Here is a 25,132-nt window from a genome sequence, read left to right on the forward strand (position 1 = left end):
TTCACCGTCCGCGGAAGCTGGAACGCGCGGCATCGACGGCGAAGGCGACGAAGGCGTCGTCGGGGAAGCGGCGGGCCAGCGTCTCCAGGCTGGACAGCGCCTCCGGGCTGCCGGCCTCGGCCAGCGCCTCCACCGCGGCGAGGCCGACATTCACGTCGCCATCGCGCTCCATGACCCGTGCCAGCCAGTCGGCGCGGTCCGGATGGGCGAGGATGCCCAGCCCCTGCACGGCGAAGATGCGCAGGTCGGCGTCGCCATGGTCGAGCAGCGGCAGCAGCGCCGGGGCGGCGATCTCCGCCGGCATCTGCTGCAGGCTTTCCAGCGCCGCGTTGCGCAAGGCCGCATCCTCGCGGTCGAGGAAGGGGACGAGGACCGCCGCTGCCGCAGGCGTGGCGATGCGGGCGAGCGCCGTCAGGATGGCCTCGCGCACGCCGGCATCGCCCTCCGCCTGAAGCCGCTGGGCGAGCGCCGCTTCGGCACCCGGCGGCGGGCTGTGGCCCAGCCCGTGGGCGGCATCGCGGCGGACAGCGGCGTCGGCATCCTCCAGCGCGGCCAGCGGATCGCGCGCAACCCCGGAGTCCGCCGGGGGAGCCGGCGGAGCGGCCTTTTTCTTCACAAGTCCCATGGCGTCACTCCCTAATCCTTCCTGCCCGACGCGGGTCCGGCCCGCCGCGCGGCGGTCGGCAGCCAGCGGGTCAGCTGGCCGGCGATCCGGTCCGACGGCAGGACGACGCCGGCACCGCCGCGCCGGATCAGATCCTGCGGCATGCCGAAGACCACGGCGCTGTCCTCCGACTCTGCGATGGTGCGGCCGCCGCGGGCGTGCAGCTCGGCCATGGACGCCGCCCCGTCATTGCCCATGCCGGTCAGCAGCACCCCGACCAGCCGGTCCGGCGGCAGCAGCCGCATGGCGCTGGTCACCAGCCGGTCGGCGTTGGGGTGCCAGGGCCGGTCGGGCGAGGACGGCACGCAGACCGCCTGCAACCGCCCGCCGCGCCGCGCCAGCTCCACGTCGGCGCCGCCGCGGGCGATGCAGATCCTGCCCGGCTCCAGCACCGTCGCCCGCTCCACCTCCACCACGCTCAGCGCGCACATCTCGTCCAGCCGCCGCGCCAGCGTCGCGGTGAAGGCGACCGGCATATGCTGCGCCACCACCACCGGCCAGGGGAAGCCGGCCGGCAGCAGCGGCAGGATGTCCTCCAGCGTGCTGGGCCCGCCGGTGGACACGCCGACCAGCACCACGCCCTCGACCTCCCCCGCCGCCGCCACGGAGGGCGGCGGCGGGGCGGGCGCCACGAAATCCTCACCCACGATGCGGGCGCGGGCCAGGCGCAGCCGCTCCCGCAGGCCGCGCACCCGGCGCGGGCGGGAGGATGCGGCGGCGCGCACCGTCTCCACCAGTTCCTCGCCGATGCGGCCGATGGAGCCGGCGGCCGGCTTCTGCACCGCCTCCACCGCTCCCAGCCGCAGCGCCTCCAGCGTCTCCCCCGCCCCCGCCCCGGTGAGGGCGGAGACCATGACGACCGGCTTGGGATGCTCCACCATGATGCGGGCAAGGCAGGTCAGCCCGTCCATGCCGGGCATGGTGATGTCCAGCGTCACCACATCCGGATCGACCTCCGGCAGGCGCGCCAGCGCCTCCTCCCCCGTCGCCGCGGTCTCCACCCGGAAACCGGCCTCGACCAGCAGATCCGCGATGCGCCGGCGCATCAGCGCGGAATCGTCCACCACCAGAACCGTCAGCACGCCGTCCCCCATCCGTCCGTCACCGCGGGGTAACGGGCAGCTCCGCCAGTCGGTCCATGTCGAGCAGGCTGTCCGCATCCATCAGCAGGATCAGGCGGGCGGCGCCGGCCGCATCCCCGGCCACATCCAGGGTCGCCACCCGGCGGATCAGCCGGCGCTGCGCCGCCGACACCGCCGGGGCCGGACCGATCCGCTCCGCTTGCACGGTCAGCAGGCCGGACAGCCCGTCGACCAGCAGCCCGACCAGCAGCCCGTCGCGCCCGACCACCACCACCCGCCCGCGCTCCAGCCCGGCAGGCCCGCTCTTCGAAAGCCCGCTTTTGGAGTCGGCAGCCGGCAGGTTCAGCAGCCGGCGCTGGTCGATCAGCGGCAGCACCTCGCCGCGCAGGGTCAGCACGCCGGCGACGAAGTCGGGCGCATTGGGCAGCGGCGTGATGCTGTCGGGCCGGCGCAGCACCTCGCGCACGGCGGAAACCGGCAGGCCATACTCCGCCCCGGCAAGGCGGAAGACGACGAAGCGTTCCCCCGCCCCGCCGATCCCGTTGGAGCCATCCGCAGGCTGCGCCGGTTCCATCCCGTCCCCTTCTCCAACCGCCTCCGCAGCGCCGGCCTCTGCGCCGGCCTCCGCGCCGATTGCGGCGCCATGGCGGAACAGCCGCTCCGCCGACAGCACCGACACCAGCCGCCGCCCGCCGCCCGCTGCGCCACCATCGGCTCTGGCGATGCCGTCCAAATCTTCGAATTCCGGCTCGCGGGCGAGCAACGGCGGCACCGGGTCGATCAGCGCCGGGTCGAGCCGCAGGATCTCGCGCACCTCGTCCACCAGCACGCCGACCGGCGCCTGCCCACCGCCGGAGCGCACCACGACGACGCGGCGCCCGGCCGCCAATCCGCTGGATTCATGCCCGTCGCCAGCCTCCAGCCCGAACAGGGCGCGCAAGCCCACCAGCGGCAGCAGCCGGTCGCGCACCGCCATCACGCCCAGCAGATGCGCCTTCGACCGCGCCATGCGGGTGACCTCGCGCGGGGCGGGCAGAACCTCGCGCACCCGGTCCACCGGCAGGGCGAATTCCTGTCCCGCGACCTCGAAGACCAGCAGGGCCTGCCGGTCGACAGTGCCCTTGGCGCCACCCGCGGCACCGGTCCCGCCGGCCGGCACGGGACCGAAGCCGGCAGTTGCCGAGGCCGAGCCCCGGTCCGTCCGCTCCATCTCCGCCGGATCGCCGAACTGGCGGTCGATCAGCGCATCCAGCTTCAGGATGGTGGCCGGGCCGTCACGCAGCAATCCGTCCAGCAGGACGGGGTCGAGCCCGCCCTCCTCCTGCGTCACCGGATCGATGCGGTCGGGGCTGCTGCGCAGGATGCCGGCCATCGCATCCACCCGCAGACCCACCGTCTGGCCGCCCGTCTTGCCGCCCATTTGGCCGCGATGCCCGACCAGCACCACCCGCGTCTCCCGCGTCGGCGCCGCACTGCCCGGCCTGCCCAGCGCCCCGGCGAGGTCCAGCACCGGCACCGCGTCGCCATGCCAGTGCGCCAGCCCGTCCAGGCTGGGCGGCCCCAGCGGGATGCGCACCAGCTCCGGCAGCCGGATCACCGCGCGGACCGCCGACAGCGGCAGGGCGAGGCGCAGGTCGGCGACCGTCACCGTGACGAAGTCGAGAACGCCGTCCGTCTCTCCGCCCGTCTCTCCGGCCACGGCGGTCAAGCCGCGCCCAGCAGGCTGTCGGCCATCGCCGCGATCTCCTCGATCGCCGACGCCAGTTCCTCGGCCCCCTTCGCCTGCTCGCGCGCGGCCTTGGCCGCTTCGGTGCCGGCGAGGTTCGCGGCGGCGGCGGCGGTGGCCACCTGCTCCACGCCGACGCGGGTCTCGCGGAGCGCGCCGGTCGTCTCGGTGGCGGCCTCCAGGATTTCACGGCTGCCGGCGGTGACCACCCGCAGCTCCTGCGCGCTGGCGGTCAGCGTGACGCCGAAGGCGCGGTGGCGCGCGATCTCCGTCACCGCGGTGGCCGACACCTCGTCCACGTCGCGGCGAACCCGCAGCATCTGGTCCTGGATGTCGCGGACGATGTCCTTCACCCGCTCCGCACTGTCGGCGCTGTCGCCGGCCAGCTTGCGGATGTCGCCGCTGACAACAGTGAAGCCGCGGCCGAACTCGCCCGCCCGCGCCGCCTCGATGGAGCCGCTGACCGCCAGCATGCCGGTCTGGATGGCGACGGTGGCGATGGCGTCCACCACCTTGTCGATGCGCCGGCCGATCCGGTCCAGCGCGTCCAGCCGGTCCCCCGCCCGGCGGGAGGACTCCACCGCCTCCAGCATGCCGTCGGCCAGCCGGCCGATGGTGTCCCGCGTCTCGCCCAGCAGCGCTTCCATCGAACCGCAGCGCTCCACCGACTCGCCCGCGCGCCCGGCGGCCAGGGTCGCCGCGGCGTCGATCTCCGAAATCGCCGAAGCCAGCTGGTGGGTGGCGGCGCTCTGGGAGCGCGCGCCGCCGGAGATCTGGCCGATGGCGGTCATGATCTGCGCCGCCCCCCGGTTGATCTCCTCGATGGCGGCCGACAGCTCCTCGGCGGCAGACGCCAGCTCGTCGGCGGTGGCGGCGAGGTCGGCGGTGCCCTCCAGATCCTCGGCAATTTCCGACAGCTGGCCGGCGGCGCGCTGGCTCTGGTTGAGGGCGAGCGCCTGCTCACCCACGGTTCTCAACGCCTCCTCGGCAGCTGCGGACTGTTCCTCAGCACTGGCGGCGATGGTCTCCGCCCCGCGCAGGGCCTCGCGCGCCGCCTGATCGGCTTCGACCGCGGCGCGGATCGTCTCCTGCGCGCCCTGGACCAGGGTCGACATGTCCGACCGCACACCTTCCAGCTGCTCGACGATCCTGCGGCCGCGCTCCACTTCCGCCTTGGCCGCGTCCGACGAGGCGACGATGCCGGCGGCGATGGCGGCTACCGCATCCTGGATTTCCCCGACCATCGCCTGGATGCCGTTGGCGCTGCGCTCCGACCGTTCGGCCAGCGCCTGCACCTCGTCGGCGACGACGGCGAAGCCCTTGCCGGCCTCCCCGGCGCGGGCCGCCTCGATGGCGGCGTTCAGCGCCAGCAGATTGGTCTGGTCGGCGATGGCGGCGACGCTCTGCACGATGGCGCCGATCTCACGCGCCTGGGCTTCCAGGTCGCGGACCAGACGCACCGAGGACTCCTGCCGCTCGGCGGCACGGACGATGCCGTCGATGGAGGACAGGATCTGGCCGCTGACGTCCTTCAGCGTCGCCTGCAATGCCTCGACCCGCAGCACCGCCTGTTCCGCCGTGCTGCGCGAGCGGGTCAGCAGTTCCGAGGCGCGGCCGATCATGCGCTGCGACTGCTGGGTGGCGCCGGCCGACTCCTCGGCTCCGGCGGCGATCTGCTCCATCGCCCGGCGCAGCTCCTCCGCCGCCGACGCCGCCTGGGTGATGCCGCTGGCCAACTCGGTCGAGGCGGCGGCGATGCCGGTGGCGGCCTGCCGGCGGCGCGAATCGGCACGCGCCCGGCGGCGCTGCGGCACGCTCGCAGCGGTGGCGGCCGGCGCAGACTCGGAAGCGGAGACGGGGGCAGCGGAGACGGGAGCGGACCGGTCCGGACCCTCGTCGGCGGCGCCGGACCTGGTCCGGGCGGTGCGCGCCGTGTCGATCTTGGTCTTCTTGATGAGTGCCATCGTCCTTACCCGCTTTCCTTAACCCGCCTGTCCGGCCGGCCGGTTGTTCTCGTTTCCGTCACGCCACGAGCCGCCCGATATAGCGGCCGAGCGTCGCCTGGAGCGCGCCTGCCGAGCCGGCGTCGAGCAGCAGGACCACCCGGCCGCCGACCACGACGCCCTCGCCGCCCGGCAGGCTGGTGCGCAGATCGATGTGGAACAGCACCGCGGCCCCCTCCGCCGTCGGAACCGTTCCCGAACAGCCCCGCAGCACCTCCGCCGCATCGCCGCGGAACACCGCCGGCAGGCCGGTCTCCACCGGTTCGCCCAGCAGGTTGGCGACCAGGGCCAGCGCGCTGTTCAGAACGACGTTGCCGAGCTCCGCCAGCACCTCGTCCTCCAGTTCCGGCACGTCCTCGGCAGGAACGCCGGGCGGCAGGGCGGCGCGCACCAGGGCCATGCTGCCGGCCTGGGGAAAGACCAGCAGGGCGCAGCCCGCGAACAGGCCGCCCAGCGTTTCCGAAATGCCCACCAGCGGCGGCGTCAGCACCCGGTCCAGCAGCCCGGCCACCGTGTCCGGCGGCACCATGTCCACCGTCGGGACCGACAGGGTCACCAGCCCGCCCAACATGCGGCCGAGCGCCGTCGATGCGCGGCCGATGCCGATGTTGCCCAGTTCGGCCAGCGCGTCGCGCTCCAGATCGCTCAGCATGGCGATGCGGTCACTCCTGCTGCGGCTGTGTGGGGCGGCGCGGCGGCAGGGCGGTGGAGTTCAGGAAGCGGACGACCTGCTCCTCCTCCAGCGGCTTGGGCATGAAGGCGGCGCCGACGCCGCGGATGCCGGACACCACCGCGTCCTGGGCATTGGCGGTGATGATGGCGATGTGGATGCCCGGATGGCTCTGGCGCAGCTTGGCCGCGGTCTCCACGCCGTTGTCGCCGGGCATATTGTAATCGATGATCGCAACATCGACCGGCGTGTTCTGCAACGTCTTGAAGAGTTCGTCGCCGTTCGCAGCCTCGACCACCGTCCAGTCCGGCTTGTTGCGCAAGACCATGGCCCGCACATGCATGCGCGAAAGCTTGCTGTCGTCGACAATGATTGCAGTCTTACTCAAGATATACGCCTTTTGGATGGAGATCGATCGAGGAAGCCTGACCTGGACCGAATTGAGCGCAAGTATACAGAATGGAATGTGCCGCGCCAGTCCCCTTAAATGCTCTTGGGATTTTGCCTGCGCGCCATCCCACCGACTCATGCTATCGAAGCGACACCTCTTTTCCGATCCGGCCGCCGCCCCATGCCGCCCTCCGCCGCCTCCAGACTCTCGGCCAGACTGGCCGCCCTCCTGCGCGAGGCGCTGGCCCACCACCGCGCCGGCGACCTGAACGGGGCGGAGCGCACCTATCGCGCCATGCTGGCTGCCGACGGGCGGAACGCCGATGCGCTGCACCTGATCGGCGTGCTGCATCACCAGCGCGGCCAGGATGCCGAAGCCGTCCGCCTGATCGGGCAGGCCGTCGCGCGGCGCCCCGGCGTCGCCGAACAGCACGCCAACCTCGGCCTCGCCCTCCATGCGCTGGGCCGGCTGGCGGAGGCGGAGGCGGAATACCGCCGGGCGCTCGCGCTCCGCGATGCCTATGCCGAGGCGCACAACAGCCTGGGCAGCGCGCTCCAGGACCAGGACCGGCTGGCGGAGGCCGGCGTGCATTACCGCCGCGCGCTCGACCTGAATGCCGGCTATGCCGAGGCCTGGGCCAATCTCGGCACGCTGCTGCGGGCGCAGGACGACTATGGCGAGGCCGAAACGGCGCTGCGCCATGCCCTGCGGCTCGACCCCGGCCATGCCGCCGCCCTGACCAACCTCGGCGTCGTGCTGAAGGAAACCGGCCGCACCGATGAGGCCGAGGCGGCGCATCTGGACGCCCTGCGGCTGGCCCCCGGCGATGCCGAAACCATGGTGAACCTCGCCCTGCTGCGCGAGGCCCAGGGCCGCGGCGACGAGGCGGAGGCGCTCTACGCCCAGGCTTTGATCCATGCCCCCGGCTTCGCCCTGGCCCGCTGGAACCTCGCCCTGCGGCTGCTCGGCCGCGGCCGGCTGACGGGAGGCTGGGAGGAGTACGAGGCGCGCTTCGCCTCCCGCCGCGTCTCGGCCGGGCGCAGCTTTTCCCTGCCGGCCTGGGACGGCACTCCGGGGAAGCGCCTGCTGGTCTGGCGCGAACAGGGGTTGGGCGACGAGCTGATGTTCGGCACCGCCCTGCCCGACCTTGCGGAGCGGTTCGGGCCGGAAACGCTGGTCGTCGAAGTCGACGCCCGCCTGACCGGGCTGGTCGGCCGCTCCCTGCCCGGCGTCACCGTGCGGGCGCAGACGGCGGATCCTGCCGATGCGGAAGCCCATCTGCCGCTGGGATCGCTGCCGCGGCTGCTGCGCCCCGGCCTCGCCGACTTTCCCGCCCGGCCCTCCTGGCTGGCACCAGATCCGCTGCGGCTGGCGGAGTGGCGCGACCGGCTGGCGGCGCTGGGGCCGGGCCTGCGCGTCGGCCTCTGCTGGGGCAGCCAGAACATGCTGGGGGAGCGCAAGGCGTCCTACACCACGCTCGCCGACTGGGCGCCGCTGCTGACCCTGCCCGGCCTGATCCCGGTCACCCTGCAATATGACGGGCGCGAGGCGGAGATCGCCGCCGTCGAGGCGCAGCTGGGCCTGATGATCCACCGCTGGCCCGGCACCGACCTGAAGAACGATCTGGAGAGCGTGGCGGCGCTGATCGCCGGACTCGACCTCGTGGTGACGGTGGCGAGTTCGGTCGGTGAGATGGCGGGCGCGCTTGGCGTGCCGGTCTGGCGCTTCGGCCCGGCCGGCGACTGGACGGCGCTGGGCACCGGGGTGCGCCCCTGGTTCCCGTCGATGCGGCTGTGGAGCGCCCGCCCCGGCGAGGGGCTGGCGGACGTGCTGGCGCGCATGGCGGCGGACCTGCGCCGTCTGGTTCCTGCTCCGCCCCCTGCCCTGCCGCCCGCTCCGCCTATAGAGGAATGGCTGGCCGAAGCGCGCGACCTGCATGGGTCCGGCCGCTGGCCGGAGGCGGAGAAAACCTATCAGCGCATCCTCGACCAGGGCGGCGAGGTGCCGGCGGCGCTGGAGGGCTACGCCCTGCTCGGCCAGCAGGCCGGCCGCCCCGACATCGCCGACACCCTGCTGACCCGCGCCATCGCGGCGGAGCCGAGCGCCGACCGCCACAAGCGCCGCGCCCTGGCCCGGCAGGAGATGGGCGCGCTCGCCGACGCCGAGGCCGACTGGCAGGCCGCCGCCACGCTGGCACCCGAGGATGTCGAGGCGCTCGGCAATCTCGGCGCCCTGCGGCTGTCCCGCGGGGCGGCTGCCGAAGCGATGGAGGCGACCGACGCGGCGCGGCGCCTCGCCCCCTTCCATGCCGGGCTGTGGATCAATGCCGGGCTGGCGCGGCAGGCGATGGGCGAAGCGGGGCACCCCTTCCTCATGCGTGCGCTCGCCCTCGATCCCGCGGTCGCGGAGGCCTGGACCGCCCTGTCGGCCGAGGCCCTGCGCAATCCCGACCATGCCGCCAAGGCGGAGCGCACCGCCGGCAGGGCCCTGCGCCTGCGGCCCGGCGACCCGGCGGCGGTCAGCAATCTGGGGCTGGCCGCCCTGGCGCTCGACCGGCCGGCGGAGGCGGTGGCGCATCTGCGTCTGGCGCTCCAGGGCCGCCCCGGCGATCTCGCCACGCTGGGCAACCTCGCCCTGGCGCTGGAGCGGGCGGGCGAAAGCACCGCTGCCGGGCTGGCCTGGTGGCGGGTGATCCTGTTCGCACCCGGAACCGGCGCCGGCTGGGCCGGGCTGGCCGATCTGCGGCAGCGGCAGGGCCGGCTCGACGCCGCGCTGAGGGGCTGGGACCGCGCCCTGGCGCTGGAGCCCAAGCGGGCGGAGTGGCGCTACAACCAGGGCAACGCCCTGCATGCCGCCGGCCGCCCGGTCGAGGCCGATGCGGCCTACCGGCAGGCGGTGGAGGACGACCCGGCCCTGACGCTCGCCGCCTTCAACCGCGGCTACGCGGCGCTGGCGCGGGGCGACCTCGTCACCGGCTGGACCGGCCTGGAAGCCCGTTTCGCCGCCGGTCAGGCACTGCCCGACCGCCGCTTCCGCCTGCCCGCCTGGGACGGCGGCGACCTGACGGGAAAGACGCTGCTGGTCTGGCGCGAACAGGGGGTGGGTGACGAGCTGATGCACAGCGCCTGCTACCCCGCACTGATCGCGCGCGCACTCTCAGGCGCAGGCCGGGTCATCGTGGAATGCGAGCCGCGGCTGGTGGCGCTGTTCGCGCGCTCCTTCCCGCAGGCGACGGTGCGCGCCGCGACGGAGGACCCGGCGGATGCCGACTGTCACGTCCCGGCGGGGTCGCTGCCATTGCGGCTGGGCTGGGGGCTGGAGAGCTTTGCGAGGCAGGGCGGATGGCTACGCGCCGACGAGGCGGCGGTGGAGCGGTGGCTGGGCTGGTTGGGCGGCACCGGCTCCGCCCTGACCGTCGGCCTGTGCTGGCGCAGCGGCCTGCGCGGCGCGTTGCGCGACGCCAATTACGCCCCGCTGACCGACTGGGCGCCGATCCTGACCCTGCCCGGCCTGCGGATCGTCAACCTTCAATATGACGAGTGCGAGGCCGAACTGGCCGACGCCGAGCGGCGGTTCGGCATCGCGATCCACCGCCCGCCGCTCGACCTGAGGAACGACCTCGACGGCGCCGCTGCCCTGACCTCGGCGCTGGATCTGGTGATCTCCGCCGGAACCTCGGTGGCGGAGATGGCCGGCGCGCTGGGCGTACCGGTCTGGCGGATCGGGCCGGCGGGCGACTGGACGGCGCTCGGCACCGGCTGCCGGCCCTGGTATCCGTCGATGCGGCTGGTCTGCCCGAAAGCGGGCGGGTCGCTCGGCGACGCGCTCAGCGCCGCCGGGCGTGCCCTCATCGGTCTCAGAACGCAGGAACCACGGCGTTCTTGAACTTGGTGAGGATGAACTCCTTGGCCTCGGGGCTGTTGTAGGCCTTCACCAGCTTGGCGACCCAGGGCTTGTCCTTGTCGGCCTTGCGGACGGCGATGACGTTGGCATAGGGGCTGTCGGCCGCCTCGCGGGCGATGGCGTCCTTGACCGGGTCGATGCCGGCTTCCAGCGCGAAGTTGGTGTTGATGGCGGCGGCGGTCACGTCGTCCAGCGAGCGCGGCAGCTGGGCGGCGTCCAGCTCGACGATCTCCAGCTTCTTCGGGTTCTCGACGATGTCGATGGGCGAGGCCTTCAGGGTGCCGCCGTCCTTCAGCTTGATCAGGCCCTTGGCCTGGAGCAGCAGCAGGACGCGGCCGCCGTTGGTCGGGTCGTTCGGAATGGCGAACTTGGCACCGACCGGCAGCTCTTCCAGGCTCTTCACCTTCTTGGAATAGATGCCGATGGGATAGACCACCGTCTTGCCGACGCTGACCAGATCGAAGCCGCGGTCCTTCACCTGGTTGTCCAGATAAGGCTGGTGCTGGAAGCTGTTGGCGTCGAGATCGCCGCCGGCCAGCGCCTGGTTCGGGATGACGTAGTCGGTGAATTCCAGGATCTGGATGTCCAGCCCGTCCTTGGCGGCGATGGGCTTCACCGCTTCCAGGATCTGGGCATGCGGACCGGCGGTGACGCCGACCTTGATCGTTTCGGCCGACACGCCGAAAGCAACGGCCATGGTGGCGGCACCGGCCAGCAGCGAAGCCAGCGAACGGAAGCGCAGCATCTCGAACACTCCTCGGTTTCTTGAGTCAGGTCTTTTGGGGGGTCAGGACTTCAGATTGCGTTTGTTGACGCGGCGGGCGATCAGGTCGCCCGTCGACTGGACGATCTGCACCAGCACGATCAGCACGATCACCACCGCCAGCATCACCTCCGGCAGGAAGCGCTGATAGCCGTAGCGGATGCCGAGGTCGCCCAGGCCGCCGCCGCCGACCGCACCGACCATGGCGGAATAGCCGACGAGGCTGACCGCCGACAGGGTCAGGCCGGCGACGATGCCCGGCAGCGCTTCCGGCAGCAGGACCTTGCGGATGATCTGGAACGGCGTGGCGCCCATCGCCTGCGCCGCCTCGACCAAGCCACGATCCACCTCGCGCACCGCATTCTCGACCACGCGGGCGATGAAGGGGGCGGCGGCGACGGTCAGCGGCACGATGGCGGCGTTGGTGCCGATGGAGGTGCCGGCGATCAGCCGGGTGAAGGGGATGATCGCCACCACCAGGATGATGAAGGGGGTGGAGCGGGTCATGTTGACCACCGCCCCCATCACCTTGTTGAAGGCGAAATTCTGCAACAGCTCGCCCCGGCCGGTGACGGCCAGCATCACGCCGATGGGCAGGCCGATCAGCGTCCCGATGGCACCCGACACCGCCACCATCTGCAGCGTGTCGATCAGCCCCTTGATCAGCAGGTCAATGATTTGCGGGGAGAGCATGGCCCAACACCTCGACACCCAGATTGTTCTCTTTCACCAGCGCGACGGCGGCATCGACCTTGGCCTGCTCGCCCAGCGCCTCCACCACCAGCGTGCCGAACGGCGCGCCCTGGATCTCGTCGATCTGGCCGTGCCAGATGTTCAGGTCCAGGTTCAGCTGGCGGCTGATGGCGCTGATGACCGGGGTGGTCGCCTTCTCGCCGGTGAAGGTGATGCGCAGCACCGGGTTGCTGCCCGGCCCCGGCTGGGGCGACAGACGGTCGCGCAGGCTGTCGGGGATGCCGCGGTTGATGACGGGATCGACGAAGCTGCGGGTGGTCGGGTGGTTCGGGTGGGCGAAGATGTCGAAGACCGGCCCCTGCTCGATCACCCGTCCATTCTCCATCACCGCCACCTTGTGGCAGATCTCCTTGATGACGGCGATCTCGTGGGTGATCAGCACGATGGTCAGGCCGAGCCGCCGGTTGATGTCGGCCAGCAGATGCAGGATCTGCGTCGTCGTCTCCGGATCGAGCGCCGAGGTCGCCTCGTCCGACAGCAGCACCTTCGGCTTGCTGGCGAGCGCTCGGGCGATGCCGACGCGCTGCTTCTGCCCGCCCGACAGCTCCGCCGGATAGCGGTCGCGCTTGTCGGCCAGCCCGACGAGGTCGAGCAGCGGCTCCACCGTCCGGCGGATCTCCGCCCTGGCCATGCCGGCCAGTTCCAGCGGCAGCGCCACATTGTCGAAGACGGTGCGCGAGGACAGCAGGTTGAAGTGCTGGAAGATCATGCCGATGGAATGGCGGGCCTTGCGCAGCTCCGCCGCCGACAGGGCGGTCATCTCCACCCCGTCGACCGTGACGCTGCCCGAGCTCGGGCTTTCCAGCAGATTGACCGTGCGCAGCAGCGTGGATTTGCCGGCACCGGACCGGCCGATGATCCCGAAGACCTCGCCGCGTGCGATGGACAGGTCGATGTCGGCCAGCGCATGGACCGGAGCCCCGCCGCCGCGCGCCGCGTAAGTCTTGTGAATGTTTGTTAGCGTTATCATCTTTTAATCGGCAAAAGGGGACGTCCAGCGTCCCCCAGCCTCCCTCACCACGTCGGAATGATGGAACCGTTGAAGCGCGTTTCGATAAACTGCCGCACTTCGGGCGAACGATACAGCGCAATGAAGCGCTTGATCGTCGGGTCTTCCATGCGATCCTTGCGGACCGCCCACACCAGGTTCCACTTGGACTGGTCATCCTCCAGCACCAGGGCCTTCTTCGGCTCCAGCCCGGCCAGCACGGCATAGTTGAGGGTGATGACCGACGCATCCACGTCGTCGAGCGAGCGCGGCAGCTGGGCGGCGTCCAGTTCCACCAGCTTGATGCCCTTCGGGTTCACCACGTCGGCGATGGTGGTGTTGAGGCCGGCCCCCTCCTTCAGCCCGATCACGCCGGCCTTGGCCAGCAGGAACAGGGCGCGGGCGCCGTTGGTGGGATCGTTGGGGATCGACACCGAAGCGCCCGGCTTCAGGTCGGCCAGCGCCTTCACCTTGCTGCTGTAGACGCCCATCGGCACCACGACGCTCTTGGCGACGGAGACGATGTCGTAGCCGCGCTGCTTGACCTGATTGTCGAGGAAGGGCTGGTGCTGGAAGTTGTTGGCGTCGATGTCGCCGGCCTGGAGCGCCGCGTTGGGCATGTTCCAGTCGGTGAACTCGATCACCTGCGCCTCGATGCCCTCCTTGGCGGCCAGCTTGGCGGTGAATTCCAGGATCTCGCCATAGGGGCCGGCCGACACGCCCAGCTTCAGCGGAGCGGCGAAGGCGGAGGTGGCGGCGGTCAGCAGCCCGGCGGCGACGGCCACCGACATCAGGATACGCTTCATCGGGACTTTCCTCAGGATTTTCAGCAGCGGGTTTCTTGGCGGTGGGTTTCTTGGCGGCGGGCTTTGATCGGGGATCAGCGGCGGCGGGTGTCGGGCAGCCGGCTGTAATGCTGGTGGGCGGCGCGCTGGGCCTGTCCGACATTGCGGAAGACGCGGCGATCGAGATCGCGGAAAGCCCAATCGGACACGAAGAAGGTGAAGCCGCCGCGTTCGGCGACGACGATGCCGGCGGAGCGGCCCTGGACTTCGATGGCGTAGGCGTTGGCGTGGGACATGGCGGACTGCTCCCCTCGGCGCGGCCGGCCCTCGTCATGGCGGGGCAGCGGCGCAAATGCGTTCAGGACCTGATCTCAGGATCGGCGGATGTGCGGGATGGGCTCTGTGTCTTGGGGCCGCGAGGTCAGCGGCAACACAGGCCCGAACGCATCATGCAGGCCGGGAAGGCGGTCCGAAGCGCGGATCGGGGAACGGAAACTCGCGATGTCATTCCGGTCTCTCCTTCTTGAAGAGGTCCACGACCGGTATCGTGGCGCTTTAGCGTTTGGTGACGCGGCGCAAGCTGCAGAAGTCAAATTGCCGCGGGATACCCGGCGGGGCGTCCATGGATTTTTATCTACCCTTTCGATGGAGTTTGGTCAAACCTATTTTTGCGTTTTGTGTGAAATTCTCGATTGAGCATATTTTTATCGTTAAATCTCGCAGACGCGACAGTGACAGGTGACGGGCGCCTGGAATGTGCTATCTATCGCGGCGATGGTTCATCCGGGGCCCCCACACCGCCCCGGCGAGCGATGCGAGGAGAGTGTTTTGTCCGCCGATACCAGCGCCCTGGGCCTGCCGGCCGCCGAGGTTCCTGTCGACGATCAGCTCGTGCTGGCCCTGCCCAAGGGCCGCATCCTGAAAGAGCTGCGCCCGTTGCTGAGCCATGCCGGCATCCATCCGGAGCCGGCCTTCGACGACGACAAGAGCCGGCTTCTGCGCTTCGCCACCAACGTGCCGAACCTCAGCATCATCCGCGTGCGCTCCTTCGACGTGGCGACCTTCGTCGCCTTCGGCGCCGCCCATCTCGGCGTGGCGGGCAACGACGTGCTGATGGAGTTCGACTATCCGGAGATCTACGCCCCGCTCGACCTCGGCATCGGCGCCTGCCGGCTGTCGGTCGCCGAACCGGCGGAGATGCTGGAGAGCGACGATCCGTCGCGCTGGAGCCATGTGCGCGTCGCCACCAAATATCCGGAGGTGACCAAGCGTCACTTCGCCGCGCGCGGCGTCCAGGCCGAATGCGTCAAGCTGAACGGTGCCATGGAGCTGGCGCCGACGCTGGGCCTGTGCCGCCGCATCGTCGATCTGGTCTCCACCGGCTCGACGCTGCAGGCCAACGGGCTGGTGGAGGTGGAGCATATCGCCGACGTCACCTCGCGCCTGATCGTCAACCGCGCCGCCTTCAAGACGCGGACGGCCGAGATTTCTCAGTGGATCGACAAGTTCCGGGAGGCGGTGAATGCCCGTCAGGCTTGATATTCGCGACGCGGACTTCGCCGCCGGGTTCGAGGCGCTGCTGCACGCCAAGCGCGAGGCCAGCGAGGATGTCCAGACGCTGGTCGCCGGCGTCATCGATCAGGTCCGCGCCCGCGGCGACGCCGCGCTGATCGACTACACCGCCCGCTGGGACCGCCAGACCCTGACCGCCGACACCCTGCGCATCGGCCGGGACGAGATCGACGCGGCGACGGCGAAATGCTCGGCGGAAACGCTGGAGGCGCTCGACCTCGCCGCGGCGCGGATCGAGGAGTTCCACCGCCGCCAGATCCCGGAGGTCACCGACTACCGCGACCCCGCCGGCGTGCGGCTGGGTGCGCGCTGGACGGCGGTCGGCGCCGTCGGCCTCTATGTGCCGGGCGGCACCGCCTCCTACCCGTCCTCGGTGCTGATGAACGCCCTGCCGGCCAAGGTGGCGGGCGTCGAGCGTGTCGTCATGGTGGTGCCGACGCCGGACGGGGCGATCAACCCGCTGGTGCTGGCCGCCGCCAAGCGTTGCGGCATCGACGAGATCTACCGCATCGGCGGCGCCCAGGCCGTCGCGGCGCTGGCCCACGGCACGGCGACGATCCGGCCGGTCGACAAGATCGTCGGCCCGGGCAACGCCTTCGTCGCCGCCGCCAAGCGGCAGGTCTACGGCCTCGTCGGCATCGACAGCATCGCCGGTCCGTCGGAGATCCTGGTGGTCGCCGACGGCCACAACGATCCGGCCTGGATCGCCATGGATCTGCTGTCGCAGGCCGAGCACGATACCTCGGCCCAGTCGATCCTGATCACCGACGATGCCGCCTTCGCCGATGCGGTCGCCGCAGCGGTGGACAGGCATCTGGAGACGCTGCCGCGCACGGCAATCGCCGGCGAAAGCTGGCGGGAGCATGGCGCCATCCTGCTGGTCGGCGACCTGATGGCCGACGCCCCCGCCCTGGTCGACCGGCTGGCGCCGGAGCATCTGGAGCTTGCGGTGGAGGATCCCGACGCGCTGGCGGCGAAGATCCGCAATGCCGGTGCCATCTTCCTCGGCCGCTACACGCCGGAGGCCATCGGCGATTACGTCGCAGGTCCCAACCATGTGCTGCCGACGGCGCGCAGCGCCCGCTTCTCCTCCGGCCTCAACGTGCTGGACTTCATGAAGCGGACGACCTTCGTCGCCTGCGACGCCGACAGCCTGCGGGCCATCGGCCCGGCGGCGGTGACGCTGGCGATGGCCGAGGGGCTGGAGGCGCATGCGCGCTCCGTCGCCCAGCGGCTGCCGGGTTACAAAGACTAAGAAGCGGCCACGGGCAAACGGCCACGGGCAAACGGGGAGGCGGGGCGTGACGACGGCAAAGGGCAAGCGGCGCATCACCCATGTGACGCTCGACGAGCGGAGTGTCGTCCGCCACAAGCCGGAGGTCGAGCATGAGCGCGCCGTCGCCATCTTCGACCTGCTGGAGGACAACGAGTTCTGCCCCTGCGACTTCACAGAGGACGGGCCGTACCACCTGCATCTGTCGATCGAGGACAACCGGCTGGTCTTCGACATCCGGCGCGAGGACAACAGCGAACTCGACCGGCTGATGCTGCCGATCACCGGCTTCCGGTCGATCGTCCGCGACTATTTCCTGATCTGCGAGAGCTATTACGCCGCCATCAAGCGGTCGACGCCGTCGCAGATCGAAGCCATCGACATGGGCCGCCGCGGCCTGCACAACGAGGGGTCCGAGATGCTGCGCGAACGGCTGGCCGGCAAGGTGGAGATGGACCTGCAGACCGCGCGCCGGCTGTTCACGCTGATCTGCGTCCTGCACATTCGCGGCTGACGGACCGGGCAAGGCCATGGCGGCGACCTCGGTCCTCACCCCTCTGCCGGTCACGAGCGTATTGTTCGCCTGTACCTACAACATGATCCGTTCGCCGATGGCGGCGGCGATGATGCGCCATTACCACGGCACCCGCGTCTATGTGGATTCCGTCGGCGTCCGCGAGGGCGACGAGGTCGACCCCTTCGCCGTCGCGGTGATGGAGGAGATCGGCATCGACCTGTCCAAGCACCGCTGCCGCACCTTCGAGGATCTGGAAGACACCAACTTCGACCTGATCGTCTCGCTGTCACCGGAGGCGCAGCACCGCGCCATCGAGATGACGCGCACCATGGCCTGCGACGTGGAGTTCTGGAACACCTTCGACCCCACCCTGGTCGACGGCACCCGCGACGCCATGCTGGAAGCCTACCGTCAGGTCCGCGACGGCCTGATGGCCAAGATGAAGCAGCGCTTCCCGCTTTCCCGCGGGCCGACCGTCTGACCGTCCGGCGGTTTGCCGGCGGTTAGAGTCTGTCTGATGCTTATTGAAGCAACAGACAGACTCTAAACTTTTGATTTTCCGTGTGATTCACGCTTCAAGCGATTCCGCTTGAACCGATCACACTCTAGACGGCCCGCGCCGGCCGCGTCCGCTTCTTCTGCCGCCAGCGCACCGTCCCGGTCGCCAGCAGCACTGCCGGCAGCAGGCCGGCCACCGCCACCAGGATGCGGCAGCACAGGCCGAAGCACTCGCCGTTGTGCAGCGGATGCTGCCAGCCGAAAAAGGCGTCGCCGAAGGTCCAGCGGGTGGGGTCGCGGACATCCATGACCGTGCCGTCGCCGCCATTCACCCACACGCTGGTCTTGGGAAAGCGCCAGCCGGGCTCGCCGGCCTGGAACAGGCGGATGTGGTAGGCGCCGCCGCCCTGCCCCGGCACCTCGACCCAGCGCGGTTCGGCCTGCGGGAAACGGGCGAGGGCCGCGGCGAGCGCGGCATCCGCCCCGACCACCGTCCCGCCCGCGACGGAAGGGAGGACGGGCGGTGCGGTCATCGGCGACAGCCGTTCCACCGCCGGTTTCACCCAGTCCGGCCGTTCCATGACGATCCCCGTCACGATCAGCGGCAGCAGGACGACGAGGCCATAGACGCCCGCCAGCACATGGATGTCGAACACCTGCCGGACGGAGCCGGAGCGCAGGCGCGGCTGCAGGGCCCGCCCCCATTTTCCCGCCGCCGGCCACCACAGATAGACCCCGCTGGCAAGGATCAGCAGGCTGCCGATCCCGCCCAGCGCCAGCACCAGCTGCCCGCTCTCGCCGGCCAGCAGCAGGTAATGCAGGTCGTAGACCCAGGTCATCGCCGTCCGGCCCCAGAAGCGGGAGGACAGCACTTCGCCGCTGTGGGGGTTCACCGCCACCATCAGCGGGGCGAAGGACTTGCCCGCGGTCTCCTCCGGCTTCATGTAGCGGGCCATGATCGGATGGTCCGGCCCGTCGGGAAGCTCCAGCCGCCAGCCGCCGCCACGGGCCGGATGGGCCTCGCGCAGGGCCTGCACCACCCGGTCGAGCGGGACCGGAGCGTTCTGCCCGGCCTCCTGCCCGGCCGGCAGCACCAGTTCCGGCGTCAGCATGCGGTCGATGTCGACATAGAAGACCAGCAGGCCGCCGGTCAGCGCGGTCAACGCCAGCAGCGCCCCCACCGCCAGCCCCAGCGTCAGGTGCAGCATCAGCAGAAAGCGGCGCACCCGCTGCCGCGAAACGCCGGGAAAGACGCCGGTCCCCCAGCCGGCCGCGGCCCCCCGGTCCGGCCGTGCTCCGTTCCCCGGCCTTGCCGGCATGACCCTGTGCTCGCTTTGCGTGTGCATGGCGGACGTTCTCCTGACCCGAGGCCGGCGCAATGCCGCGAACATCCCCGAAGCACACCCCGGCGGCCTTGACGGCCGTCAAATGCTCGCACAGGCTCTTGCCTGTCGAACCGCCCACCACACGGGTTGGTCGGTAATAAATTTGGTATTCTGCAACTTTTTGCGCGGCTCCGTGTTCACTTCGCATCCCCGCCAGTGCTATTGAGCTGTGTCATCGCAACGCGCCGCGCGACGCCTTAGGCTCGGGGGCGTAGACGAACATTCCCGCGGAGAGCCGTCATCCATGCCCGCAGGTCCGATGCACCGCCTGCTCCGCGCCTTCAGCCCGCGCAGCCTGCGCGCCCGCCTGATGGGCGTGGTGCTGGCCTCGCTGGCGCTGCCGCTGGTGGGGGCGCTCTACCTTGCCGACCAGCAGCTCGACGACCACATCGACGCGGCGCGCGAGCTGGCGCAGCATCTGGCCGACGACGGGGTGGAGCGCCAGCATGACCTGATCGGCGAGGCCCGCAACCTGCTTGGCGTGCTGTCGCTGGTGCCGGCCATCCGCAACGCGACGATGGACCACACCGACGCCTGCGTCGCCACCCTGGCGCCGATGCCGCGCCAGCACCGCTGGACCACCGGCGTCTGGCTGACCGACGCCGACGGCAACATCATCTGCGACACCACCGGCCCCGGTGCCGGCATCACCCTGCGGGAACGCGAGTATTTCCAACGCGTGCTGGACACCAAAAACTGGGTGGTCAGCGATTTCATCATCGGCAAGCGCTCGCTGAAGCCGCTGATCATCGTCGCCAGCCCGATCATCGAGGATGGGCGGATCATCCGCGTCATGGGCGTGGCGGTGGACCTCACCTGGCTGACCGACCTGGTGAAGGTGCTGAAGCAGCCCGACGCCCGCGTCATGGTGCTGGACCGCCACGGGGTGATCGTGGCCCGCCAGCCCGACCCGGAAGGCTGGCTGAACCGCAACATCGGCAACATGCCGCATATCCGGCAGATGCTGACGGAGAAGGACGGCACGCTGGATGCGGAAAGCGCCGACGGCCGCGGCCGGCTGTGGGCCTTCCGCCATTCGGACGAGACCGACACCGTCTTCGCCGTCGGCATGCCGACCGGGCCGATCCTCGCGGAGGCACGGCGCGACCTGTGGCAGAGCCTGGGCCTGCTCGCCATCGCGGCGCTGGTCAGCGTCACCGCCCTGTGGGTGCTGCTGCGCGCCTCGGTCCTGCGCTGGGTGTGGGAACTCGGCACCGCGGCCACCCGCATCGGCGACGGCGGCGGCGGCACCGTGATCGAGGCGGACCGCGCCCCCCACGAATTCCGCGTCGTCTCCCATGCCTTCAACAACATGTCGCGCCGCCTGAAGCAGCGCGAGCAGGAGCTGCGCTCCGCCATGGAGGAGGCGCGGGCCGGCAGCCGCGCCAAGGAGGAATTCCTCGCCACCATGAGCCACGAGATCCGCACGCCGATGAACGGCGTGATCGGGTTCGCGGAAATGCTGCTGGAAACCCCGCTGACGGCGGAGCAGCGGCGCTACGCCTCGCAGGTGCGCGATGCCGGGCGGTCGCTGCTGACCGTCATCAACGACGTGCTCGACCTGTCGAAGCTGGAGGCGGGGCGGCTCGATCTGGTCAGCGTGCCCTTCCGGCTGGACGATCTGGCCGACCGCTGCGTCGCCATCGTCCGGCTGGCCGCCGAACAGAAGGGGCTGGAACTGCAGACCAGCATCTCGGCCACCGCCCGCGGCTTCGTCATGGGCGACCCCGACCGGCTGCGCCAGCTCCTGCTGAACCTGCTGAGCAACGCGGTGAAGTTCACCGACCGCGGTTCGGTCCGCCTGACGGTGAAGGCGGTCGAGGACAGCGGAAAAAGCGGAGGCCGCATCTGCACCTTCACCGTCACCGACAGCGGGATCGGCATCGCCCCCGAACGGCAGCGCGACCTGTTCCAGCGCTTCACCCAGCTGGAGCGCGGGCGCGGCGGCACCGGGCTGGGGCTGGCCATCTGCCGCCGGCTGGTGGAGCTGATGGGCGGCGAGATCGGCATGGAAAGCCAGCTCGGCGCCGGCAGCACCTTCTGGTTCTCGCTGCCTCTGCTGCCCGCCGGCAGCGCCGCGATCCAGCCCGACAGCGCCATCCTGTCCCCTCTGGAGTCCGGAGCCGCCAGCGCCCGCATCCTGCTGGCGGAGGATCTGGCGATGAACCGCGATCTGGCGGTGACCATGCTGACCAGGGCCGGCCATCGGGTCGATGCGGTGGATGACGGCGCCGCCGCGGTGGCCGCGGTGCAGGAACAGCCCTACGACCTCGTGCTGATGGATGTGCAGATGCCGGTGATGGACGGGCTGGAGGCCACCCGCCGCATCCGCGCCCTGCCCGGCCCGGAGAGCCGCATCCCGATCCTCGCTTTGACCGCCGGCGTGATGCAGATCGAGGTCGAACGCTGCCTGCAGGCCGGCATGAACGCCCATCTGGCCAAGCCGCTGGAAAAATCCAAGCTGCTGGCCGCCATCGGCCGTTGGGCCCGCGTCGCGCATCTTGACGATCCGCTGCCCGACGATCCGCTCCCCGGCGAGGGCGAGGATGAGGCCGGGGACGACGCCCCGCGCCCACAGTTGATCGCACATCGCTGACGAGTCGGTGCTATAGTGCCTGCATCCGTCCGGCCATGCCCACGCTCGTGGGGCATGGAAAGACGGGGCTTTCTCCCGGCAGGCTCGGCCGGTCCGTAGCGAAGTGTGTGCCATGAAGGTTGCGCAGCCCCCTCTCGCCCCCGTTCCGGAGCGCAAGCCCGACGCCTCCCCCGCGCTTTCCGACGGCAGTGTCGGCGAGGCGTCCTTCCGCGACACGCTGGTCCAGACCACCCGGACCGGCGCCGGAACCGTGCCGGTCGGCCGGCCGGCGAACGGCCAGAAGGCCCCGCCCTTACCGGCCGCCAAACCGCCGGCCCCGATCCTGCTGGGCGACGGAACCCAGGTTCCGCTGCCCGCGGCCAAGCCGGTCACCCCCATCCGCCTCGCCGACGGCAGCATTGTGCCGGTTCCCGCCGCCAAGCCCGAAGCGCCGGTCCTGCTGGCTTCCGACTCCGCGTCCGCGGAGACCGCAGTGCCGCGCGCACCCCTGCCGGGACTGAAGCCGGCGGTACCGACACCGCCCCCAAGCTCCGCCAAGGTGGCGGAGGCGGTGAAGGCCGTTGCGGCCGAGGAGCCGACCGCCACGCGGGTGCTGGTCGCCTCGCAGCAGGTCGCCGGCCTGTCGGGCCACAGCTTCACCGCCATCCTCGCCCAGGCGACCCAGGAAAGCGGGCTGGACAGCGCGGCGAAGAACAGCCGCAGCTCCGCCGCCGGCCCGTTCCAGTTCCTCGAATCGACCTGGCTCGACCTGTTCCGCCGCCACGGCGCCGCCTATGGCCAGGGCGAGCTGGCCTCGCACATCCAGGTCCGCAACGGGGTATCCAGCGTCAAGGACCCGGCGATCCGCCGCCAGATCCTGGAGCTGCGCCACGACGTCGACCTGTCGGCCGGCATGGCCGCCCGCTATCTGGCCGAAGGACGCGAGGCGCTGGAGAAGCGGCTGGGCCGCCCAGCCAGCGAATCGGAAAGCCGCATGGCCTATGTTCTGGGCTCCGGCGGGGCGGCGAAGCTGATCCGGGCCGCCGAATCGACGCCGGGGGCGGTCGCCGCCGACCTGTTGCCCAGCGCCGCCAAGGCCAATCACAACCTGTTCCACGACAGATCCAGCGGCCGCGCGCTCAGTGCGGCGGAAACCGTCGGCCGCCTGACGCGCCGCATGGAGATCGACCAGCGCGAGATGTTCGCGGCGATCGGCAAGGCGATGGACCAGCCGCGCCGCCTGGAAGAAGGCGGTGCATCGCCACTCAACCCCTACCAGTCGGTCTGACGGGACGCGGCTCAGGGGGCATCTCCGGCACGCAACGCGGGGCTGCCCCGCGCGAATGGCTGCGGCCGAACGCATCGGCGGTGGGAATCCCCCTTGACCCGGCGGCCTTGGAAGGTCAGTTATTGCCGCGAAACTATTAGGACGGACATAAGGGCCTATGGCAAAGGAAGATCTGATCGAGTTTTCCGGGACCGTCGTCGAATTGCTTCCGAACGCGATGTTCCGGGTGAAGCTCGACAACGATCACGAGGTTCTGGCGCACACCTCCGGCAAGATGCGTAAGAACCGGATTCGCGTCCTGGCGGGCGACCGCGTCAATGTGGAAATGACGCCGTACGACCTGACCAAGGGCCGCATCACCTTCCGGTTCAAGTAGCATCCTTGCTGCATCGCGGTTCCCCGTGACGATCCCGTCCAAGGCGCCCCGGCTGGTGCTGGCTTCGGCCTCGCCCCGCCGGCTCGACCTGCTGCGCCAGATCGGCATCGTGCCCGACGCGGTCGATCCCGCCGATCTCGATGAAACGCCGCTGCGCGACGAACTCCCGCCCCAGCACGCCCTGCGTCTGGCGGCGGAGAAGGCGTCGTGCGTCGCCGCGCGCCATCCCGAGTCGTGGATTCTCGCCGCCGACACCGTGGTCGCCTGCGGCCGCCGCATCCTGCCCAAGGCCGAGCGGGAGGAGGAGGCGCGACGCTGCCTGTCCCTGCTGTCCGGCCGGCGGCACCGGGTGATCGGCGGCATCGTGCTGCTGGTGCCCGACGGGGATGGTCACCTCCGGATCGACCGGCTGGTCCGCACCGACGTCACCTTCAAGGTGCTCGACCGGTCGGAGACCGACGCCTACATCGCGTCCGGCGAATGGAAGGGCAAGGCCGGCGGCTATGCCATCCAGGGCCGGGCGGGGGCGCTGGTGCGCTGGATCGGCGGCTCCTACAGCAATGTCGTCGGGCTGTCGCTGCACGAGGTCGCCGGCATGCTGCATGGCGCCGGCTTCCCGCACCCTCCGATCCCCCATCCGAACGATGAGCAGGCTTGAGCTGCTGGTCGACCGCGACGGCCCGCTGACGCGGGCTGCGGTGCTGACCGATGGCCGCCTGACCGATCTGCACATCGACCATTCCGGCCGCCCGTCGCTGCTCGGCGCCATCATCCTCGGCCGGGTGGAGCGCATCGCCACCGGCCTGAACGGCGCCTTCGTCGACCTCGGGAACGGCCCGGGACATGGCATCTCCGGCCTGCTGCCGGCCGCCGACGTGCGCCGTCCCATCCTCGACGACGACTCCCCTCAATCGCGTCCCCATCGGCCGGGCGCCAAGCAGGCGCCCATCGGCGCGCTGCTGCGCACCGGCCAGCCGGTGCTGGTGCAGGTGAAGGCCGACGCCGCCGGGGCCAAGGGTCCGTCGCTGACGATGGACATCACCCTGCCCGGCCGGTTCCTGGTGCATGCTCCGCTCGGCCGCGACATCGCGGTGTCGAAGCGCCTCGGCTCCGGGCCGGAGCGTACGGCACTGGCCCGCCGCATCGAACAGCTCGCCACCGGCGCCGGCTGGATCGTGCGCGCCGGCGCCGCCCTGGTGTCCGACGAACTGCTGGCCGCCGAATCGGAAGCGCTGCACCTGCAATGGCGCGCCATCCGCGACGACGCCCGCGCCGGCTCCGCCCCGCGCCTGCTGCATTCCGGCCCCGACGCCCCCACCCGCGCCCTGATCGAACAGGGAGCCGCCGCCCCGGCCGCCATCCTGGTCGACGACCCGCCCCCCGCCGACGGGATCAGGATCGGCGACGGGCCGCTGCTGTCGACCTTGCGCGACTGGTGCGGCCACAACGCCCCCGACCTGCTGCCGCGCCTCGGCGGCCATACGGACGCCCAGCGCCTGTTCGACCTGCGCGACCTCGACTCCGCGATTGCCGAGCTTCTCGACGTCCGGGTGCCGCTGCCGCTCGGCGGTTCGCTGGTGATCGAGCGGACGGAGGCGCTGACGGTGGTCGACGTGAATGCCGGGGAGCGCGGCAACCCCTTGGACGTCAACCTCGACGCCGCGGCGGAGATCGCCCGCCAGCTTCGCCTGCGCAATGTCGGCGGCATCGTGGTGGTGGATTTCGTCAACATGCGCAGCCGCGGCGATGCCGAGCGTGTGCTGGCCGCCTTGTCGCAGGCGGTGGAAAGCGACCCGGTGCAGACCCAAGTGTATGGCATGTCCAAACTGGGCCTGGTCGAACTGACCCGGGCCCGCCGCGGCACGCCGCTGGCGGCCCTGCTGCGGCCCTGACTGCTTACAGTTCGTTACGGAGGCCTTC

The 25,132-nt window shown here is 70.8% G+C and carries 22 protein-coding genes; 10 read left to right on the top strand and 12 right to left on the bottom strand.

Features of this window, described 5'->3' with window-relative positions; all coding sequences use genetic code 11:
- Window position 1 precedes the first annotated feature (1 nt).
- From CRT60_RS08980 to CRT60_RS09005, 6 genes are read right to left on the bottom strand one after another with little or no spacing between them, the layout of a single operon-like run.
- On the bottom strand, window positions 2-625 hold the full coding sequence (locus CRT60_RS08980; protein WP_098736063.1) for a HEAT repeat domain-containing protein: 624 nt from the start codon (window positions 623-625) through the stop codon (window positions 2-4).
- An 11-nt stretch (window positions 626-636) separates the two neighbouring features.
- On the bottom strand, window positions 637-1,746 hold the full coding sequence (cheB, locus tag CRT60_RS08985; protein WP_161958007.1) for a chemotaxis-specific protein-glutamate methyltransferase CheB: 1,110 nt from the start codon (window positions 1,744-1,746) through the stop codon (window positions 637-639).
- Between the two features lie 19 nt (window positions 1,747-1,765).
- Window positions 1,766-3,445 carry a chemotaxis protein CheW gene (locus tag CRT60_RS08990; RefSeq protein ID WP_244592367.1) on the bottom strand — a complete coding sequence of 560 codons (1,680 nt, stop codon included), beginning with the start codon at window positions 3,443-3,445 and terminating at the stop codon, window positions 1,766-1,768.
- A gap of 5 nt (window positions 3,446-3,450) precedes the next feature.
- Window positions 3,451-5,436, bottom strand: a complete 1,986-nt coding sequence (locus CRT60_RS08995) for a methyl-accepting chemotaxis protein (RefSeq protein ID WP_098736066.1) — start codon at window positions 5,434-5,436, stop codon at window positions 3,451-3,453.
- A gap of 58 nt (window positions 5,437-5,494) precedes the next feature.
- A complete protein-coding gene (locus tag CRT60_RS09000; RefSeq protein ID WP_098736067.1) occupies window positions 5,495-6,127 on the bottom strand; it encodes a chemotaxis protein CheC in 633 nt (210 codons plus the stop codon).
- 10 nt (window positions 6,128-6,137) lie between these two features.
- The gene (locus tag CRT60_RS09005) at window positions 6,138-6,533 is read right to left on the bottom strand and encodes a response regulator (RefSeq protein ID WP_098736068.1); all 396 of its coding nucleotides are present in this window, start codon (window positions 6,531-6,533) and stop codon (window positions 6,138-6,140) included.
- 183 nt (window positions 6,534-6,716) lie between these two features.
- On the opposite strand from CRT60_RS09005, the gene CRT60_RS09010 reads away from it, so the two are divergent.
- A complete protein-coding gene (locus tag CRT60_RS09010) occupies window positions 6,717-10,421 on the top strand; it encodes a tetratricopeptide repeat protein (RefSeq protein WP_098736069.1) in 3,705 nt (1,234 codons plus the stop codon).
- Here CRT60_RS09010 and CRT60_RS09015 read toward each other — a convergent pair.
- From CRT60_RS09015 to CRT60_RS09035, 5 genes are all read right to left on the bottom strand, one after another.
- Window positions 10,393-11,184: a MetQ/NlpA family ABC transporter substrate-binding protein gene (locus CRT60_RS09015; RefSeq protein WP_098736070.1), complete on the bottom strand. Its 792-nt coding sequence runs from the start codon at window positions 11,182-11,184 to the stop codon at window positions 10,393-10,395. The two genes, CRT60_RS09010 and CRT60_RS09015, sit on opposite strands and share 29 nt — an antisense overlap.
- A 42-nt stretch (window positions 11,185-11,226) precedes the next feature.
- Window positions 11,227-11,895, bottom strand: a complete 669-nt coding sequence (locus CRT60_RS09020; RefSeq protein WP_098736071.1) for a methionine ABC transporter permease — start codon at window positions 11,893-11,895, stop codon at window positions 11,227-11,229.
- Window positions 11,873-12,925 (bottom strand): methionine ABC transporter ATP-binding protein, encoded by a 1,053-nt coding sequence (locus CRT60_RS09025; RefSeq protein ID WP_098736072.1) that lies wholly within the window; start codon window positions 12,923-12,925, stop codon window positions 11,873-11,875. Before CRT60_RS09025 ends, CRT60_RS09020 begins: the two co-directional genes overlap by 23 nt.
- A 44-nt stretch (window positions 12,926-12,969) precedes the next feature.
- A complete protein-coding gene (locus tag CRT60_RS09030) occupies window positions 12,970-13,749 on the bottom strand; it encodes a MetQ/NlpA family ABC transporter substrate-binding protein (RefSeq protein WP_098736073.1) in 780 nt (259 codons plus the stop codon).
- 74 nt (window positions 13,750-13,823) lie between these two features.
- Window positions 13,824-14,024: a hypothetical protein gene (locus tag CRT60_RS09035; protein ID WP_045583820.1), complete on the bottom strand. Its 201-nt coding sequence runs from the start codon at window positions 14,022-14,024 to the stop codon at window positions 13,824-13,826.
- Between the two features lie 532 nt (window positions 14,025-14,556).
- Between CRT60_RS09035 and hisG the strand changes: the two genes are divergently transcribed.
- Genes hisG through CRT60_RS09055 form a run of 4 tightly spaced genes read left to right on the top strand, consistent with a single transcriptional unit; the run spans window position 14,557 to window position 17,571 of the window.
- The gene (gene hisG / locus CRT60_RS09040) at window positions 14,557-15,267 is read left to right on the top strand and encodes an ATP phosphoribosyltransferase (RefSeq protein WP_425290399.1); all 711 of its coding nucleotides are present in this window, start codon (window positions 14,557-14,559) and stop codon (window positions 15,265-15,267) included.
- Window positions 15,251-16,555 carry a histidinol dehydrogenase gene (hisD, locus tag CRT60_RS09045; protein ID WP_098736074.1) on the top strand — a complete coding sequence of 435 codons (1,305 nt, stop codon included), beginning with the start codon at window positions 15,251-15,253 and terminating at the stop codon, window positions 16,553-16,555. The genes hisG and hisD overlap by 17 nt, the downstream gene beginning before the upstream one ends.
- Before the next feature lie 46 nt (window positions 16,556-16,601).
- The gene (locus CRT60_RS09050) at window positions 16,602-17,087 is read left to right on the top strand and encodes a UPF0262 family protein (RefSeq protein ID WP_098736075.1); all 486 of its coding nucleotides are present in this window, start codon (window positions 16,602-16,604) and stop codon (window positions 17,085-17,087) included.
- A 16-nt stretch (window positions 17,088-17,103) separates the two neighbouring features.
- Window positions 17,104-17,571: an arsenate-mycothiol transferase ArsC gene (locus CRT60_RS09055; protein WP_098736076.1), complete on the top strand. Its 468-nt coding sequence runs from the start codon at window positions 17,104-17,106 to the stop codon at window positions 17,569-17,571.
- Between the two features lie 124 nt (window positions 17,572-17,695).
- Here the strand turns inward: CRT60_RS09055 and CRT60_RS09060 are convergent, their stop codons facing one another.
- On the bottom strand, window positions 17,696-18,934 hold the full coding sequence (locus CRT60_RS09060; RefSeq protein WP_244592368.1) for a PepSY-associated TM helix domain-containing protein: 1,239 nt from the start codon (window positions 18,932-18,934) through the stop codon (window positions 17,696-17,698).
- A 283-nt stretch (window positions 18,935-19,217) separates the two neighbouring features.
- Between CRT60_RS09060 and CRT60_RS09065 the strand changes: the two genes are divergently transcribed.
- The 5 genes from CRT60_RS09065 to CRT60_RS09085 all read left to right on the top strand — a co-directional run bounded on the left by CRT60_RS09065 (window position 19,218) and on the right by CRT60_RS09085 (window position 25,104).
- On the top strand, window positions 19,218-21,569 hold the full coding sequence (locus CRT60_RS09065) for a hybrid sensor histidine kinase/response regulator (RefSeq protein ID WP_098736077.1): 2,352 nt from the start codon (window positions 19,218-19,220) through the stop codon (window positions 21,567-21,569).
- A 112-nt stretch (window positions 21,570-21,681) separates the two neighbouring features.
- Entirely contained in the window at window positions 21,682-22,836 is a 1,155-nt protein-coding gene (locus tag CRT60_RS09070) for a lysozyme family protein (protein WP_098736078.1), read from the top strand.
- 157 nt (window positions 22,837-22,993) lie between these two features.
- Window positions 22,994-23,212, top strand: coding sequence for a translation initiation factor IF-1 (infA, locus tag CRT60_RS09075; RefSeq protein WP_012977999.1), 219 nt, complete (start codon window positions 22,994-22,996; stop codon window positions 23,210-23,212).
- A gap of 25 nt (window positions 23,213-23,237) precedes the next feature.
- The gene (locus CRT60_RS09080) at window positions 23,238-23,870 is read left to right on the top strand and encodes a Maf family protein (RefSeq protein WP_098736079.1); all 633 of its coding nucleotides are present in this window, start codon (window positions 23,238-23,240) and stop codon (window positions 23,868-23,870) included.
- Window positions 23,857-25,104, top strand: coding sequence for a ribonuclease E/G (locus CRT60_RS09085; protein WP_098736080.1), 1,248 nt, complete (start codon window positions 23,857-23,859; stop codon window positions 25,102-25,104). The genes CRT60_RS09080 and CRT60_RS09085 overlap by 14 nt, the downstream gene beginning before the upstream one ends.
- The last annotated feature ends 28 nt before the right edge of the window (window positions 25,105-25,132 follow it).

Origin of the sequence: Azospirillum palustre (assembly GCF_002573965.1) — a bacterium.
Taxonomy (GTDB): domain Bacteria; phylum Pseudomonadota; class Alphaproteobacteria; order Azospirillales; family Azospirillaceae; genus Azospirillum; species Azospirillum palustre.